The following is a 15,650-nucleotide window of genomic DNA, read 5'->3' as shown; positions in this document are numbered from 1 at the left end:
ATTTGAAATTTCAGGTTAGGGCTCTATTTGCGCCGCATTTCGTATCCGTGATTAGCATTAATGGCTTCCACACTACCAGGGAAGTTCAGCCGCTGCCCTGGCAGTAACGAAATGCGTGAGGGTGACACAACGTTACGCCCAAGTAAGACTTGTTACAGTCTTGTTCAACAATAAATATTATATGAAAGTAGCATATAAAGTCAAGCGCATATTAAAAGAGTTTTTGTCATTCTTTGTCGTTAGTTCTTTGGTCCTAAAAAAAATCCCGGAAATAAGGAAAATATAATGCAATACACAAAGAAAGGGAGTAAAATATAGTTAATTAGATGTTAATTGGGAAGGTTTTTTTTCTTAAATGAGAAGCAAAGGGGATCTTCGTTATGTCAGAACAGAAAGCATACGCTTCTCAAGACAGTCGTATGCTGATACAGGACAAATTGCACACTAGTAGAGATTCCGAAGATCCCACCGCCTGGCTTAGGGAAACGGAAATAGTGTCCCATGACTTCCCATATTTGGCCAATCTGATTGCAGACAGCTTCGAGGAATGGATCGATGGGCTAGAGGCTCTACCATTCGCTAAATCATGGGATTGGTGTGTGCTGAATTTTGAAGGCAGATATTTTGCTAATATTGCCGATCAGCAAGAACGATGGAGGCACCAATGGGAGCAAGCGGCTGCAGCTAGTTTACTTTCTGGCGCAACCTCATCTGTTCAACTTACGGTGCAGGGTCAGGATATGAGCTTTTTTACTATACCGCTCATCACTCGCGTTGACAAAGAAATTTTTGCCTTCCTGGGCTGTGCTATGCCGACACAACAATATTTAATGGGTGGACGAGATACTGCTGAGGCTATATCTTTGCAGTACCGGACCATATTCTATCATAAGTTTGAACATATTTTTGTAACTGATCTTGCGAGTGTTCATCAACATGCTGAACGTGAGAGCAATCGCCGCTCCTTGTTATTTCAGATCGTTCAGCGGATGCATGACAATATTGATGTGAACGCTGTGCTTACGGAGGTTATAGATAGCATTTCTGCAATGTACCCTGGTGCCAGGCTTGAGCTGTTTATGTCGCAAGATCACCGCAGCACTCATCCGCAGGTCAAACCTTTACCGTTTCAGATGTCCAGTGATGATGTCTGCGCTAGAGCATTTAAAGACGGCCGTGTTGCTCTGAACACCAACACCGAAGATCAACACATTGTAGAGATTGGTCTTCCGCTAGGCGGGAAGCAAGGGGTTTATGGCGTATTCCACATGGTGATGGATAACTCGATCTTTATGGATGTAGATTTACGGTTTCTCTCGATGGTGGCGGATACCGCAGGTACTGCTTTTGAGAATGCCAAGCTGTATGAACGCTCCAATCAGCTCATTCGTGAGCTGCGTATGAGTAACGAACTTACACAACGGCTGAATCAAAGCTTGCGTTTAGGGGATATTTTTCAATTTGCGTTTGAAGAGCTGTTGGAGATGTTTGGTGCAGACTACTGCTGTATTTTACATATGAACGAAGAAAAGGGCGGGCTAGAGGTTATTGCTTGCAATCATTCCTCCTTGCAAAATGAAATTTTAGAAGTAGGACAAGGTTTAGGCGGGAAGGTCTATACTACTGGGGAATCATTAATCATGTCTAACTACATAGATAATCCTAATACTACTTCTCGTTTAATGAATGCTACCGGGTCGCAGTCGCTGATTGCCACACCTTTAAGTGTAGGTGGTGAAGTGCGTGGTGCCATCATGTTGGCCCATCGCGATGCCCATTATTTTTCTTATGACAATTACAGATTGCTTCAAGCGATGGCGGGGCATATTGGACTAGCTGTAGGGAACGCAAGGCTGCATGCCGAAGTTAGACGATTAGCGAACAGAGATAGCCTAACTGGACTTTATGCTCGTCATTATCTGGACGAAGAAATAAAGGAACGGCAGTCTACAGATTTTTGCGGTTGCTTAATCGTTGTGGATATCGATCAGTTCAAGATGGTGAATGATACCTATGGTCATCAAAAGGGCGACAAGATCTTAAAAGAGGTCAGTGAAATTGTGAAGTCCTCCATCCGTCAAGGGGATATTGCTGCGAGGTGGGGTGGAGAAGAACTGTCGGTCTATTTACCATTAATGGGAGTAGAACAGGCAGTAAATGTGGCTGAACGTATTCGTAAGCGAGTGATGAATGAGACCGAACCTAATGTAACAGTGTCCTGCGGTATAGCAGAATGGAGCTGGATGGACGAACGTGTAAGCGTCGAATCCCTGTTCTATCGAGCGGATATGGCACTGTATAAAGCTAAGAACAATGGGCGTAACCAGGTGATCGTTGACACTAAAGAGAATGGCAGCGGTGTGAAGGGATTGCCTCATAAGTAAAAAAAGATAGCAGAGCAGCGGTTCTCCCGTATTTGGAGAGTCGCTGCTTTTTGTTTTGGCAGATGGCTGGTTGCTTCGACTGTGTATCAAATATGCCGCTGCGATGCATTCGGATCCAGATGACGCTATATGCGCGATGTTCGCCTTTTGAGCATGTTATCGGACACCAGAGACACTATTGCTTAGTAATGGGGCATATCGGGCGCAATTCGGGTAAATAGCTGCGCTGGAGTCCGTTGGTATGGGAAATATCGGGAAATGCTGCGTTAAGGGTCAGCTGTGTCCGATAGAGATAACGGTGTGGCGACTGCAACGGTCATATTCGCGCATTAGCATTTGAACAGCGGTTCTCCCGTAATAAGGAGTTGCTGGTCATTGTTTTGTTAGTTGGCTCGCTGCTTCGACTGGTGTATTCATCATGCTGCGAGGCCTTCGGACTCAGATGACGCTATTGGCGTGTATTTTGCCTTTGGGGCATGTTTTCGGACACCAGAGACGCTATTGTTTAGTAAGAGGGGCATATCGGGCGCATTTCGGGTCAATAGCTGCGCTGGTGTCCGTTGGTATGGGAAATATCGCAAAATACTGTAATTAAGGTCAGCTGTGTCCGATAGAGACAACGGCGCGGCGACTGGCAGCGGTAACTTCGTGAGTCTGAAGGTGGTATGTACTGACATTCAGAAGCAAGCGACGAACGCGCATAAGTTAGAGCAATGTATGGAAACCGATTACAGCAACGTATTTGCATCTGTATAAGGCGCGCAGGAAGGGAGAACCCTATAGTGGGCTGTAAAGTAAAATACTCCAAGAAAGGCCTGATGACCGTGAGAAAGTCATTATTACTGAAGGGGTTAGTTCTTATGATTTTTACCTTGTCCTGCGTGTTCAATAGCGGTTGCAGCGTTATTAGAGATAAACCAGCCAAGGAAGATCTAAGTTTGGTGTTAGCGGGTATAACGGGCAGCGATGGGGTTACTTTTAAAGGGTCAACCATGCTTACAAAAGGTGGAAAGACCGTTCCGGAATCCATGATATTTTACGAAGGCACAGTACAGGACCATAAGAAGGTCAATCTGTATACTCTGCTTCCTGATAAATCCTCAGCCACAAGAAAATCAGCAAATAGCGCTAAAGATTTAAAAAGCAGCATCACTTCTATGAAAGCTTTTCATAGTCAGCTAGAGAAAAAAGAGGGGGAATGGGTAGCGTTGACCACCGAAGGTTCCTCTGAGGACGGAAATCCGCTTGCTTTGCTTAATCCGTTGAAACAGCTGGAGGAGCTGCAATCCATGGAGGCTAATGTGACTGAAGATGCGGGTGCAGGAAGAGGGACAAATGTGCTGCGGATCGAGCTGACGCCTGCTGAGGCCAGAAAGCAGCTGACTGCTGAATTGGAAAAAGAGATGCAAGACCTTCGACCTGAAACACCAGATTCTGCTGGAAAAATAATAAAGAACGATCAGGCGGTTACGCAAGCTTTAGTGGAGCTATGGGAGAAGAAAAATAATGAATTACAGCAAAAGCTGAAACAAGCTAATGTTGAGACTGTCTACCATTTAACCGTTGATACAAAACATAATCTGCCGAGAAAACTCACCTTAAATCGTAAGGTTACCTATTCGGAAGCGGGGAATGAATCTGATAATGAAACTTATGTATCACAGGTGAATTTTTCAGGCTTTCGTTGATTTTCACATTATCCCACAGGTCTTGCGCTCCATACAGGGCGTGCTACAATAGAAAAGCTTGCTTATTTTTTAGACAGAGGAAGGAAGAATACACAATGAAAGATCCCAGAATTCAAAAGCTGGCAGCTAACCTAGTCGGTTATTCCGTAAATGTCCAGCCAGGCGAGAACGTGCTCGTCGAAATGATTGGCAATGAAAGAGATTTAATCAAAGCTGTTGTAGAGGAAATCGGCAAGGCCGGCGGTCATGCTTTTGTACAATTAACAGATCGTACAGTCCTGCGCAGCATGCTTAAATACGCAACTCGTGAGAGTCTTCAGACATGGGCTGAAATTGACTTGAACCGGATGAAGCAAATGGATTGTTATATCGGGATTCGTGCAGGTGAGAATGTGAACGATCTGTCCGATGTTCCTGAAGAAAATATGAAATTGTATAACTCGTTGTACTCTCATCCAGTGCATAGCGAACAACGTGTGAAGCATACGAAGTGGGTAGTACTGCGTTATCCGAATGCGAGCATGGCTCAGCTTGCGAATATTAGCACTGAAGCGTTTGAGGACTTTTATTTCGAAGTGTGTAATTTGGATTACGCCAAGATGGACAAGGCTCAGGATGCTTTAGCTGATCTCATGCGCAGAACGGATAAGGTACATATTTTGAGTGCTGGAACAGATCTTAAGTTCTCGATTAAAGGAATCGGTGCAGAGAAATGCTCCGGGCAAAAAAATATTCCGGATGGCGAGGTTTACAGCGCCCCAGTTCGCGATTCTGTAAATGGAACGATCAGCTATAATGCACCGTCAGTATATAATGGAGTGACCTTTGAAAATATCAAATTCAAATTCGAGAACGGAAAAATTGTTGAAGCCACCAGCAATGACTCCGCCCGTTTGAACGAAATTTTGAATTCAGATGACGGCGCGCGTCATATTGGCGAATTCGCTATTGGTTTTAACCCTTACATTCTTCATCCGATGAATGATATTCTTTTTGACGAAAAAATCGCAGGCAGCCTGCACTTTACGCCAGGACAAGCATATGATGTTACAGATAACGGTAACCGCTCCTCCATTCACTGGGATCTTGTGTTGATCCAACGTCCCGATTATGGCGGCGGTGAAATTTATTTTGACGATGTATTGATCCGTAAGGATGGAATTTTTGTGTTGCCGGAACTCGAAGGTCTGAATCCTGAAAACTTGAAATAAAATGTAATAACAAGAAAACTCCTTGCACAAGTAAGCGGATTCAATGTATCATAAGAAATGATAACAAAAGACTAAAGTTTTATAATCAAGTTGCGGAGGGATTTCTATGTCCAGTAACAATGCGGCAATTGTCGATATTGCCCAAACGGCAGGCCAGTTCAACTCTTCAATCGTTCTTCAAGCGGACAACAAGTACATTGATGTTAAAAGTATCCTTGGTTTGTTCACTACTTTGGTATCCAGCCAAAGCTATGAGCTTCATGTTCATGGGGCAGATGCTGAAGAAGCTAAGAAGGCAATGACTGAAGTGTTTGCAAAACACGGTTTGAAATTCACAGTTGTTGCTGAGTAATAGTCGTGCTAAAAACGTCCTACCGGTTTTCGGTGGGGCGTTTTTTCTAGAAGTAGATACGAAACTTGATAGGATAACGCAGCAGGTTCTTTTAAATATATGGTTAGTATAAACTGAATTGTTGTATTGATACCGGATTTCGTCTAATATTAAGTAAAATAGTAAAAGCAGCTTAACTTTTGGACATGGGGGGGATAGAGGCATGACTTCATCGGAATTACAGGAACAGTATAATCTTAAAGCAATCAATCTTCTACAAGAAGATGCCGATAAAATTCAGCAACTTATAGAAGTGCAGATGGAGAATCTGGCAACACGCTACTGCCCTCTCTATGAGGAAGTGCTGGATACCCAGATGTACGGTTTCTCCAGAGAAGTGGATTTTGCGGTTAGAGCAGGTTTGGTCCCAGAGATTACTGGTAAGATGGTACTAAGTAAGCTGGAGCGTAACTTAGCAGTACTCTACGAGGCTTTGAACAACAAAGCGAAGGAAGAATAAATATCGGTTTCTTAAGTATTTATAGAAGCGCACATGAGGACGAATCGCTCATGTGCGCTTTTTGTTGTGTACAATGGTTAATAATGATTATACGAGATAGAAGGAGACTCCTAAAATCAGGTAGACCGTTAATAACAAGAGACCCTCATACCAGTTAGTTGAGCCGTCCTGAGTAATTGATTTGGCAATAAAGACGGCTACACCGATGGCGACAATTTCGATGGTCGTAAAAACTATGTCCATTGTATCACCCATGAAATAACTGGCGAAGATTAGGACAGGTGCTACGAACAGGGCGATTTGCAGACTGCTTCCAACCGCAATTTCTACTGCCGCACCGATTTTGTTCTTCATGGCCAGCATAATGGCTGCACTATGCTCTGCGGCATTACCGATGATAGCTACGAGGAACGCACCTACAAACAGCTCGCTGAATCCGAAACGTTCTGTCAAAGTCTCTAACGTTCCTACCAGCCACTCACTCACGAAGGCTACCATTACAGTGGCAAGCACGAGATAAAGGATGGATTTGTTTTTGGACCAAGCAGGGGCATGTTCATGAGCTAATTCTTCTTTACCCTCTTCTGTAACGTCCTCTAGATGTTTCTTATGCGTGATCATGGAGAAGATTAGCCAAGCTATGTACGAAGCGATGAGCAGCCCGGCAACGATTAAACTGAGCACATCGGTATCCTTCTCCGTAATAGAGTGGGTGGTAAAGAACATAGCGGGAACAAATAAGGCAATGACGGCAACGATCATCAGGGAGCCATTCATTCCGGCAAGGGTTACGTTGAAGTTCTGAACTTTGAACTTCATCCCGCCGGCGAAAATACTCAATCCTAGAACAAGCAACAGGTTGCCGATAATAGAACCGGTAAGACTGGCTTTGACCATGTCGAACAATCCTTCCTTAACCAGGAAGAAGGCAATGATTAGCTCAGCAGCATTGCCGAAGGTGGCGTTTAGGAAGCCGCCCAGTCGTTGTCCGGCATAATGAGCTACACTTTCAGTGGCCCGGCCGAGAAATCCAGCCACAAACACCACAGCGATTGCTGAGAGAATGAACTGCAGGGTATGATCCCAATCGGCATAATGGCCGATCGCACTAAGGATAAAGGCGATACCCATCAGTGATGGTGAAATCCATTTTTTCAATGTGAAGGCACTCCTATCTATGTATTTAGATTGAATTCATAATCAATATACCCAAATTGTTCCTAGGTGTAAACGAGAAAGCGATAAAGTGATTTGCTTTTTAGCCTGTTTTGGAATTACAATAATTGATAATGAGTGTAGGGGGGATATGGCATGGCAGAACAACTTCAACTGGAAATGGGAAATATACGAATTTCAAATGACGTCGTCTCAAAAATTGCCGGTTTGGCTGCCTTGGAGACTCCGGGAATTGCAGCCATGTCTGGTGGCCTGTCAGAAGGCTGGGCTAAACGTCTAAGCGGTAAGAACGTTCAGAAGGGCGTTACCGTTGAAGTAGGACAGCTGGAAGCAGCAGTAGATCTACGAATTATCGTTCTCTATGAAACACCGATCCACGAAGTGTGCCGGATGCTTCAGCAGAACGTACGTGAAGCTGTGGAGAGCATGACTGGACTTCATATTGTTGAGGTAAATGTCAAAGTTGAAGGCGTAGCTTTCAAGAATGATGAAATCTCTTAAAAACTTGTACACAAAAAAGCAGTCCAAGGTTAATTCCCTGGGCTGCTTTTTTATGTGTAAATTCCCTAACCTCCGGCTTTATAAAGCTTACCGGGAACGAACCTGTCTAACCGTTGTTACAGATTTCGTTACTTCCTCTTTGGCAGGAAGGTTGGTTTCTCTTGAGATGCTTAGCATAATTCCCATGCACAGCATGCTGACAAGGAGTGAAGAGCCCCCATAGCTGATAAACGGCAAGGTAACGCCGGTAAGAGGGATTGTATTGGTTACACCGCCGATATTGACAAAGGCCTGAATGGCTATGAGGCCCATAATCCCAATTCCGACGAGCGTACCAAAGGGATCCTTACACCTTAAAGCGATTAGAATACCTCGCCAGATAAAATACAGATATAACATCAAAAATATGGAGGTCCCCAGAAAGCCGAACTCTTCACCAATTACGGGGAAGATAAAGTCCGTATAAGGGTATTTTAGATAGTCCAGCTTTTGAATGCTTTTGCCGAAGCCGGAACCACTTACTCCACCTTGGCCAAGAGCGGTTAAGGATTGAATAATGTTATAACCATCACCCTCAGCAACCTGATAAGGATCTAAAAAGGCAACGATACGACCTTTTCTATAATCCTGAGTGTCAGTGGCTTTATCGGATGGAGATAAGGAATCAATCGCTGCTTTGGCGCCTACAACTAGTCCTACACCCAGCACTAGCAGTGCTATAGAGCCCAGAATATGCTTCATGCTGGCACCGCCGGCATAAATAACAAGTCCGCTGGTAGCTACGAGAATGAGGCAAGAACCTAAATCCGGCTGCATCATTATAAGTCCGGCAACAATACCCACGATGACCATTACAGGGATATATCCTGTACGTAAATCTCTAAACCGTTCACCTTTTTTGGTGATGAGTGCTGAGATATACAGGATAATCGATATTTTGGCTAATTCGGTGGGTTGAATTCCAAGTGTTCCGATACTAAGCCAGCTCTTGGCACCATTAATTTTTTCAGAGAAGGCTACCACGAGCAGAAGTATAACGGTGATGATAAAAATAGGTACATACCACTTCTTAAACTTACTGTAGTGAATGTTCATAGCTATAAACATAACAACGGTTCCGAGTACGATCCAGATCACTTGGCGTTTAATGAAATATAGAGGGTCATTACCGAACTTCGAGCTTGCTAAGGTTAAGCTTGAGCTAGCACTGAAGACCATGACTAGACCGAAACCCACAAGTAGTAGTGTTAAGATAAGTAGTTGGAAATCGGGTGTTCCTCTTTTGGGCAGGCTGACATTTTGTTTCGTCGTTCCCTTTTTGTTACTCAAGCCTCTAACAGCTGCTTTAATTCAAGAATCCGCTTAGCAGCAGTGTCCAATACTGGTTTTGGCACCGGAGATTCATATTCCAGGCCATGAGGGAAGGTTGCTTTTCCTAAGTATACGGCTTCAATTGCAAGTACGGCATCAGACTTCTCTAGCTTTCCCTCGACAGCGCGAGTGTTAATGCGTAGGAAGTATTCGCCACCATCCTGTGGGTCTTCAATTTTGCAGTCGTAAGTGGCACGATAGTATTCCCATTGCCAGCGGATGAAGCCAGCTTTTGTGGCACTCTCGTCCAGATAGAGAAGATCACTCTTCAATCCTACGAGGCCCGTGTTCTCAAAAATCATAGCACGCATATCCCCCTTATGAAGTATAATGATGAATTTCTGATCCGATTGCTGATGTTCTACCTCATGATAGTATGTTTCTAAAGGTTGTGCAAGAGTAGGCAGTGCCTAACAATACCCAGTTTTTTGCGTTTCTGCTACAATAAAAGAATTATAGTCGTTCGCGGCTGGAACAAAGTGAACAGGACTGCTATCGCTTGCTATGGATGCGGGTTTATCGAGAAGGGGATGGAGAACTTATGAAGAGCTTAGCGGTTGATTCGCTCATGCCGGAGATCGTGGAATGGAGACGCCATTTGCATCGTCATCCGGAGTTGTCTTTTCATGAAAAGGAAACGTCAGCATTTATAGCAGATAAGTTAGCCGAATTTGGAATTGAAGTCAGAAAAAGCGGGAAAGGGTATGGTGTGCTTGGCATACTACGGGGAAAGCGGCCGGGGAAAACTGTGGTTCTTCGTGCGGACATGGATGCCCTACCTATTAAAGAGGAGAACAAGAAGGATTACGTTTCGCAAAATGAAGGGGTAATGCATGCCTGTGGACATGATGGCCACACTTCCATACTGCTCGGTGTAGCCTCTTACTACAGCAGCCGGCTTGAGGAGCTGGAAGGGGAGCTGCGTTTTCTTTTTCAGCCCGCAGAGGAAGTATGCCCAGGAGGGGCGCAGGGGATGATTGCCGAAGGCATGTTAGAAGGAGCGGATGCGGTGTATGGTCTGCATCTGTGGACTCCATTGCCTATGGGAACTGTTGGGAGTGCTCCGGGACCGTTGATGGCGTCTGCGGACGAGTTTTTTATAGATATCATTGGCAAAGGCGGACACGGCGGCATGCCGAACCGTACCATTGATAGCATCGTGGCGGGAGCGGCGCTGGTGACCCAGCTCCAGAGCATTGTAAGCCGCTCTGTGAACCCGCTGGAGCCTGCTGTACTCAGTGTCGGAACCATTCAAGGGGGATTCGCCCAAAATGTCATTGCCGAGCAATGCCGGATCACAGGGACAGTGCGGGCATTCGACGAGGAGACACGGCATTTGATACGCCAGCGAATCGAAGAAATGACCGTTTCTATTGCCAGCGCTTACGGGGCAGAAGCTAAGATAGATTACGTTATGGGATATCCTCCCCTCGTAAATCACGATGGTGAAGTGCAGCGGTTTTTCGAGGTGGCTCCAGCGGCTTTAGGAGAATCTGTTGAAGTGATTCGGATGGAAAAGCTGATGCCAGCTGAGGATTTTGCCTATTATGTTAAGGAGATTCCAGGCTGCTTTATGTTTGTGGGTGCCGGAAATCCGGATAAAGAGGCTGACTATCCACATCATCATAGCAAATTTGATTTTGACGAAGATGCCATGCTGCACGGAATGAAGCTGCTCATTGCTATGGCGAATTCCTGTATGCGTGAGAACACAATCGTATAATTTCGTTTCATAGAGGAGAACCTATTCCCATAACATGAGACCATGATTAGGAGGGTTCATTCTTGAAGACAGTGAAAGAGGTTATGACGAAGGAGCCTGCAACGGTTACGCTGCAAGATAATGTGTATGAAGTTGCCGTGAAAATGCGAGATTATGACACTGGATTTATACCTGTTGTTGATAATGAAGAACATAAGACACTGCTCGGTGTAATTACTGACCGCGATCTCGTGATTAGAGGTTATGCGGCTAAACATCCTGGTTCAACCTCAGTGGAAACTGTAATGAGTAAAGAGATTCAGGCCGTCTCGGAGAATACTTCAGTAGATGAGGCTGCAGAGTTAATGGCTGGCTGGCAAATTCGCAGGCTGGCGGTGACACGTGACCAGAAGCTGGTGGGCGTAGTGTCGATTGGAGATCTGGCTGTGCGCGACATTTTTGCGGATGAAGCTGGTGAAGCCCTCCATGATATTTCGCAGCAGCATTTACATTAAATAGTCAGATAGGGAAGCTCATGACCGTTATGCGGGGATGGGCTTTTTCCTGTTATATGAAAATAAACAAAATTACATAGCGCAAGCTTAAATTACTTGAACACTAGGGAGGAAAAGCTATGAATGGATCAGGAGCGTGCATCGTACGCAGGGACCGGACAATTTTACTGGAATGTGCTCATCCGGATTTTGAGGTGGCAAGGAAAAAGCTAGGGACCTTCGCGGAGCTGATAAAAAGTCCTCCTGCTTACCATACCTACCGAATTACCCCTTTATCTCTTTGGAATGCAGCTGCGCTTAATTATACTGCTGAGGAGATTATCACTAGCCTGCATCACCTTGCACGCTGGGGTGTTCCCACAGGACTGGAGGAGGAAATCGAAACTCTTTTGTCCAGATATGGAAAGCTGACTCTTCATGGCCAAGAGACCCAGAATGAGGTCGTTATGTTAAGAGCGGATGCTCCTGAGCTTTTGGATGAATTGAGTGACGAACAAGGTCTAAAATCGCTGGGTCTACTGAGAATAAATCCTCTGGAATGCTCGTGCCCTGCGGAGAATAGAGGGCTTTTGAAACAAGAGCTGATGAGATTGGGTTATCCAGTTCTCGACTACGCCGGATATCATGAAGGGCAAGCGCTTAGCTTGACCTGGAAGGAGAATCTCGATACCTGCAAGGCTGATTCGGCAAACGATTCATTTGGCTTACGTGAATATCAGCAGGAGGCCGTTCAGCTGTTTCAAGGGACAGAAGGACAAGGGGGAAGCGGTGTGGTGGTGCTGCCTTGTGGCGCAGGGAAGACAATTGTAGGAGTAGCAGTACTTGAAAGTCTCCAATGTGAAACCCTAATTTTAACTTCAAATACAACGTCCGTAAGGCAATGGATGGATGAACTGCTGGAGCGAACAGATTTGGCTGGGGAGGCAGTGGGGGAATATTCTGGTGAAAAAAGAGAAGTGCGGCCAGTCACCATTGCCACCTATCAAATATTAACGCATCGTTCGTCCAAAGACGGTCCGTTTCTCCATATGAAGCTGTTTAACGAACGCAATTGGGGCTTGATTATATATGATGAGGTTCACCTGCTTCCAGCGCCTGTATTTCGGGCTACAGCAGACATTCAGGCTACACGTCGACTGGGGCTTACAGCCACTTTGGTTAGAGAAGACGGGAAGGAAGGGGATGTGTTCTCTTTAATCGGACCGAAACGCTACGATTTGCCTTGGAAGGAGCTGGAGCAGCAGGGCTGGATCGCTGAAGTGGAATGTGTAGAGATCATTGTGCCGATGAATCCGGAGCTTAAACAAGAATATATGTACGCGGCGGCAAAAGAAAAATTTCGTATGGCTTCCTGCAATCCTGCCAAAGCTGAAATTGTAGCCAAGCTTCTAAAGGTCCATACAGGTTCTTCGGTGCTGGTTATTGGACAATATCTCGACCAGTTAAGTGAACTGGCTGACAGGATCGGGGCGCCTTTAATTACCGGCAAAACGAAGCAGCGTGAAAGAGACGAGCTATATGCGGCTTTTAACGAGGGAGATATACAGGTACTGGTGGTGTCGAAAGTAGCGAATTTCGCGGTGAATTTACCTGACGCGTCGATTGCTATTGAAGTCTCAGGAGCTTATGGATCACGGCAGGAGGAAGCTCAGCGACTAGGTCGAATTCTCCGCCCCAAAGCGGGGGAGAATAAAGCCTATTTCTATACACTGGTATCTGAAGATAGCCGGGAACAGGATTTCGCTTTGCGACGCAGGATGTTTTTGACTGAGCAGGGCTATGAATATGTCGTTAAAAAGATGCCGAGTGGAGAGGAGCGAACCATCCATTGAACCAGCTGTCTACAGAAGCATTAGAGGTCTTAAAGCGATTATGTGCAGCTTATGCTGCCCAGCCGTTTGAGGAAGGGAAGGAAGAACGATTGCGCCCTGTGGCGCTTTGTCGTGCTGAGCAAAAGCTTGCAATGAACGAATTGCGCCGCGAGGGGCTGTTAACTGCAAGGCATAAAATATTAGGCGAAAAGCTGTACCAGATTCCTGTTGATCAGCTGCCGGCAATTGAACAAGAATTTTTCCCATATCAGCCGCAATTCATTTCCGGGCATTTAGTGAGTCTTACCATGGAAGCAGGAGCCGGACTGGCGATAGATTTGTTTCGGGCTTTGCTGTTCACCGCTTGGGAAGGGTTGCCGCTGACAGCCAAGGGGATTATTCATAAAAAGCATCTTAACCGCTTAGCGGCGCAGCTCTCTTTTGGGGAGGAGCATTTGCAAGGGCTCTCCGTAGGTTCTCTATTAGAGGAACAGAAAACTCTTTCTGTCATTGTGACGGTAGACATCCTGCTGTGTCTTGGACTTATCCACAGGCAGAACACCGGATACACGCTTGATCTGGAGCTGTTGGATCGTTGGCTGCAGCTTCCTGAAGCGACGATGAGTGACATTCTTTATGGGATTGTAATTAATCGCTCTGGAAGCGTGGGGCCAGCCGATCAACATTTTCGTTATATAATTTCTAATGCAGATTTTATCCCCGGGAAATGGATAATGCTGCCCGCACTATTAGACTGGATGATGGCTTCTAATCTCACAGGTAACGTTGCCCGTAATGAGCTTGAGAAGTCAAGCTTGAACTGGTTACGTTGTTTAACAGGCTTTGGCTGGTGTGAACTGGGAGAAACCGCTGAGGGCATGTTGTGTTTTCGCTGGACCGCTGCTAAGCCAATGCTATCTGCTGAGAGGGGATCATTCGCTGCTGTTGGGTCTGGAGATACACAGGAACAGTTTATTGTGCAGCCGGATTTCGAGGTGCTGGTTCCACCGGAGGTCCCCTATTCTGTACGATGGACACTGGCTGGCTGCGCTGAGCTCCAGCAAAGTGATATGATATGGAGCTTCCGGCTGACGAAAGAGAGGTTGGAACTTGCAGCTGAGCGTGGAATGTCACCGAATGACATCATCTCCTGGATAAGTGAGCATGCAATGGGCGGGCTTCCTTCGATGGTTCAAATGTCCCTTGAGCAATGGGTAAAAAGTATTGGCCGTACCTCATTATCGCAAGTAATTCTCTTGACCTGTCAGACGGAAGCAGATGGAGCTGCTATCGCAGCTCACCCGCGTTTACAGGAGAATCTTGAACGTATCGGTCCTTTACATTTCATAGTGGACCCGGAATATATGGAACAGATACGAAAAGAACTGTACTCCGCGGGGCTAGCGCCTTCCAGAATCATTGGAGGACAAGGGGAGGATCCAAACGTAGGGTGGAGTTGGTTTCCTCATGAAACAGGAAACCCCGAGGCAACGTATGTTCTTCCAGAGCTGAATGTAGAACTAGGATTGCTGTCCAAAGGGAATCCTTTTCTTAACCTGCCGGTTATTGCTCCTGAACAAGAGGAGGAGATTCTCTTCGGTGGAGAAAATGTACCGCAGATCTGGAGCAAAGAATGGCGGCATTATCATAGCTCGACTGCACAAAAGGTGATGGAGCAAGGGTTAAGATGGGGAGTCAAAGTGCGTTTTGCACTAAAAGATCAGACGTTAGATTTTATCCCTTCCCGCATAAGCGGAAATCCATGGAGAGTTTCCGGACAGCTGCTCTATCATGATGGTGAAACGGTTGAAGATATAGAGCTCACTCCGGAAGACTGGAAGGAAATGAAGTTAGTTATTCCCAAAGGACGAAGAAATTCCTCTTCTGCTCAAGCGAGTGATTATGGTATGATAGAAAAGTCTACTGAATCGGTAGATCATTAACGAAGAAAAGAGCTGAGTTCATGAGCGTAGCTGAAATAAATACGGTCGATATGGCTGAAGTGCTGACATACGCCTATGAATTAGGCGATATGATTAATCAATCCGCCGAGGTGTCGGATTACTTATACTGGAAAGGACGGGTTGATACGAACCCCGAAATTCAGGCCATGGTCAAACAACTTCAGACTAAGAAGGAGTTGTTTGAAGAAACACAGCGATTCGGACATTTCCACCCGAATTATCATTCAGCAAAGGATGAGGTTTCGGCAGTAGAAGCGGAACTGGAGCGGTTCGAAGAAGTTGTTCGTTTCAAGCTGGCAGAGAAGACCCTTGACGACATTCTGCATTCCATGTCGGAAGCGATTGCTTTTTCAGTATCCGATAGCATTAAAGTACCAAGTAATGATCCTTCCCCTAAAGGTGGATGCGGCAGCGGGGGAAAATGCTCCTGCGGATAAGCTTCCCTTAGGATTTAGAGAGAGAAAGGCGGTTTAGCT

The 15,650-nt window shown here is 45.7% G+C and carries 15 protein-coding genes; 12 read left to right on the top strand and 3 right to left on the bottom strand.

Going from position 1 to position 15,650, the window contains the following annotated elements; translation table 11 throughout:
- Nucleotides 1-380 precede the first annotated feature (380 nt).
- The 6 genes from MHH63_RS15870 (at nt 381) to MHH63_RS15845 (ending at nt 6,134) form a co-directional block, all read left to right on the top strand.
- Nucleotides 381-2,384 carry a sensor domain-containing diguanylate cyclase gene (locus MHH63_RS15870; protein ID WP_076219420.1) on the top strand — a complete coding sequence of 668 codons (2,004 nt, stop codon included), beginning with the start codon at nt 381-383 and terminating at the stop codon, nt 2,382-2,384.
- A 603-nt stretch (nt 2,385-2,987) separates the two neighbouring features.
- Nucleotides 2,988-3,140 (top strand): hypothetical protein, encoded by a 153-nt coding sequence (locus tag MHH63_RS15865; RefSeq protein ID WP_175618950.1) that lies wholly within the window; start codon nt 2,988-2,990, stop codon nt 3,138-3,140.
- A gap of 104 nt (nt 3,141-3,244) precedes the next feature.
- The gene (locus MHH63_RS15860) at nt 3,245-4,072 is read left to right on the top strand and encodes a hypothetical protein (RefSeq protein ID WP_341171778.1); all 828 of its coding nucleotides are present in this window, start codon (nt 3,245-3,247) and stop codon (nt 4,070-4,072) included.
- Nucleotides 4,073-4,167: 95 nt separating this feature from the next.
- Nucleotides 4,168-5,283: an aminopeptidase gene (locus tag MHH63_RS15855; RefSeq protein WP_036686152.1), complete on the top strand. Its 1,116-nt coding sequence runs from the start codon at nt 4,168-4,170 to the stop codon at nt 5,281-5,283.
- A gap of 106 nt (nt 5,284-5,389) precedes the next feature.
- Nucleotides 5,390-5,635, top strand: a complete 246-nt coding sequence (locus tag MHH63_RS15850) for an HPr family phosphocarrier protein (protein WP_036686154.1) — start codon at nt 5,390-5,392, stop codon at nt 5,633-5,635.
- 202 nt (nt 5,636-5,837) lie between these two features.
- A complete protein-coding gene (locus MHH63_RS15845) occupies nt 5,838-6,134 on the top strand; it encodes a YlaN family protein (protein WP_036686156.1) in 297 nt (98 codons plus the stop codon).
- Between the two features lie 87 nt (nt 6,135-6,221).
- Here MHH63_RS15845 and cax read toward each other — a convergent pair whose 3' ends face one another.
- Nucleotides 6,222-7,292: a calcium/proton exchanger gene (gene cax / locus MHH63_RS15840; RefSeq protein WP_036686157.1), complete on the bottom strand. Its 1,071-nt coding sequence runs from the start codon at nt 7,290-7,292 to the stop codon at nt 6,222-6,224.
- A 153-nt stretch (nt 7,293-7,445) separates the two neighbouring features.
- On the opposite strand from cax, the gene MHH63_RS15835 reads away from it, so the two are divergent.
- Nucleotides 7,446-7,811, top strand: coding sequence for an Asp23/Gls24 family envelope stress response protein (locus MHH63_RS15835; RefSeq protein WP_019911482.1), 366 nt, complete (start codon nt 7,446-7,448; stop codon nt 7,809-7,811).
- An 87-nt stretch (nt 7,812-7,898) separates the two neighbouring features.
- Here MHH63_RS15835 and ftsW read toward each other — a convergent pair whose 3' ends face one another.
- Together ftsW and MHH63_RS15825 are read right to left on the bottom strand one after the other, a co-directional pair.
- Nucleotides 7,899-9,140, bottom strand: coding sequence for a putative lipid II flippase FtsW (ftsW, locus tag MHH63_RS15830; RefSeq protein WP_341171777.1), 1,242 nt, complete (start codon nt 9,138-9,140; stop codon nt 7,899-7,901).
- Nucleotides 9,137-9,484 carry a YugN family protein gene (locus MHH63_RS15825; RefSeq protein WP_036686159.1) on the bottom strand — a complete coding sequence of 116 codons (348 nt, stop codon included), beginning with the start codon at nt 9,482-9,484 and terminating at the stop codon, nt 9,137-9,139. Before MHH63_RS15825 ends, ftsW begins: the two co-directional genes overlap by 4 nt.
- Before the next feature lie 239 nt (nt 9,485-9,723).
- Here MHH63_RS15825 and MHH63_RS15820 point away from each other — a divergent pair, with 239 nt between their 5' ends.
- From MHH63_RS15820 to MHH63_RS15800, 5 genes are all read left to right on the top strand, one after another.
- Nucleotides 9,724-10,905, top strand: coding sequence for a M20 family metallopeptidase (locus MHH63_RS15820; protein WP_076129130.1), 1,182 nt, complete (start codon nt 9,724-9,726; stop codon nt 10,903-10,905).
- A gap of 62 nt (nt 10,906-10,967) precedes the next feature.
- Nucleotides 10,968-11,399 carry a CBS domain-containing protein gene (locus MHH63_RS15815; protein ID WP_076129131.1) on the top strand — a complete coding sequence of 144 codons (432 nt, stop codon included), beginning with the start codon at nt 10,968-10,970 and terminating at the stop codon, nt 11,397-11,399.
- 119 nt (nt 11,400-11,518) lie between these two features.
- Complete coding sequence (locus MHH63_RS15810; RefSeq protein ID WP_280752778.1) at nt 11,519-13,231, top strand: DNA repair helicase XPB; 1,713 nt, start codon at nt 11,519-11,521, stop codon at nt 13,229-13,231.
- Complete coding sequence (locus tag MHH63_RS15805; protein ID WP_280752779.1) at nt 13,228-15,153, top strand: helicase-associated domain-containing protein; 1,926 nt, start codon at nt 13,228-13,230, stop codon at nt 15,151-15,153. The genes MHH63_RS15810 and MHH63_RS15805 overlap by 4 nt, the downstream gene beginning before the upstream one ends.
- A gap of 20 nt (nt 15,154-15,173) precedes the next feature.
- Nucleotides 15,174-15,611: a YlbF family regulator gene (locus MHH63_RS15800; protein ID WP_076308138.1), complete on the top strand. Its 438-nt coding sequence runs from the start codon at nt 15,174-15,176 to the stop codon at nt 15,609-15,611.
- Nucleotides 15,612-15,650 lie beyond the last annotated feature (39 nt).

Origin of the sequence: Paenibacillus sp. FSL H3-0310 (assembly GCF_038002785.1) — a bacterium.
Taxonomy (GTDB): Bacteria; Bacillota; Bacilli; order Paenibacillales; family Paenibacillaceae; genus Paenibacillus_AQ; species Paenibacillus_AQ odorifer.
Note: the sequence above shows the minus strand (reverse complement) of the source record. Positions and strands in the feature narration are given on the sequence as shown.

What these genes read in the sequence shown, in the direction of transcription:
- MHH63_RS15870 (WP_076219420.1), top strand. Translation starts at nt 381, where the DNA reads ATGTCAGAACAGAAAGCATACGCTTCTCAAGACAGTCGTATGCTGATA.
- MHH63_RS15860 (WP_341171778.1), top strand. Translation starts at nt 3,245, where the DNA reads ATGATTTTTACCTTGTCCTGCGTGTTCAATAGCGGTTGCAGCGTTATT.
- MHH63_RS15855 (WP_036686152.1), top strand. Translation starts at nt 4,168, where the DNA reads ATGAAAGATCCCAGAATTCAAAAGCTGGCAGCTAACCTAGTCGGTTAT.
- MHH63_RS15850 (WP_036686154.1), top strand. Translation starts at nt 5,390, where the DNA reads ATGTCCAGTAACAATGCGGCAATTGTCGATATTGCCCAAACGGCAGGC.
- MHH63_RS15845 (WP_036686156.1), top strand. Translation starts at nt 5,838, where the DNA reads ATGACTTCATCGGAATTACAGGAACAGTATAATCTTAAAGCAATCAAT.
- MHH63_RS15835 (WP_019911482.1), top strand. Translation starts at nt 7,446, where the DNA reads ATGGCAGAACAACTTCAACTGGAAATGGGAAATATACGAATTTCAAAT.
- MHH63_RS15825 (WP_036686159.1), bottom strand. Translation starts at nt 9,484, where the DNA reads ATGATTTTTGAGAACACGGGCCTCGTAGGATTGAAGAGTGATCTTCTC.
- MHH63_RS15820 (WP_076129130.1), top strand. Translation starts at nt 9,724, where the DNA reads ATGAAGAGCTTAGCGGTTGATTCGCTCATGCCGGAGATCGTGGAATGG.
- MHH63_RS15810 (WP_280752778.1), top strand. Translation starts at nt 11,519, where the DNA reads ATGAATGGATCAGGAGCGTGCATCGTACGCAGGGACCGGACAATTTTA.
- MHH63_RS15800 (WP_076308138.1), top strand. Translation starts at nt 15,174, where the DNA reads ATGAGCGTAGCTGAAATAAATACGGTCGATATGGCTGAAGTGCTGACA.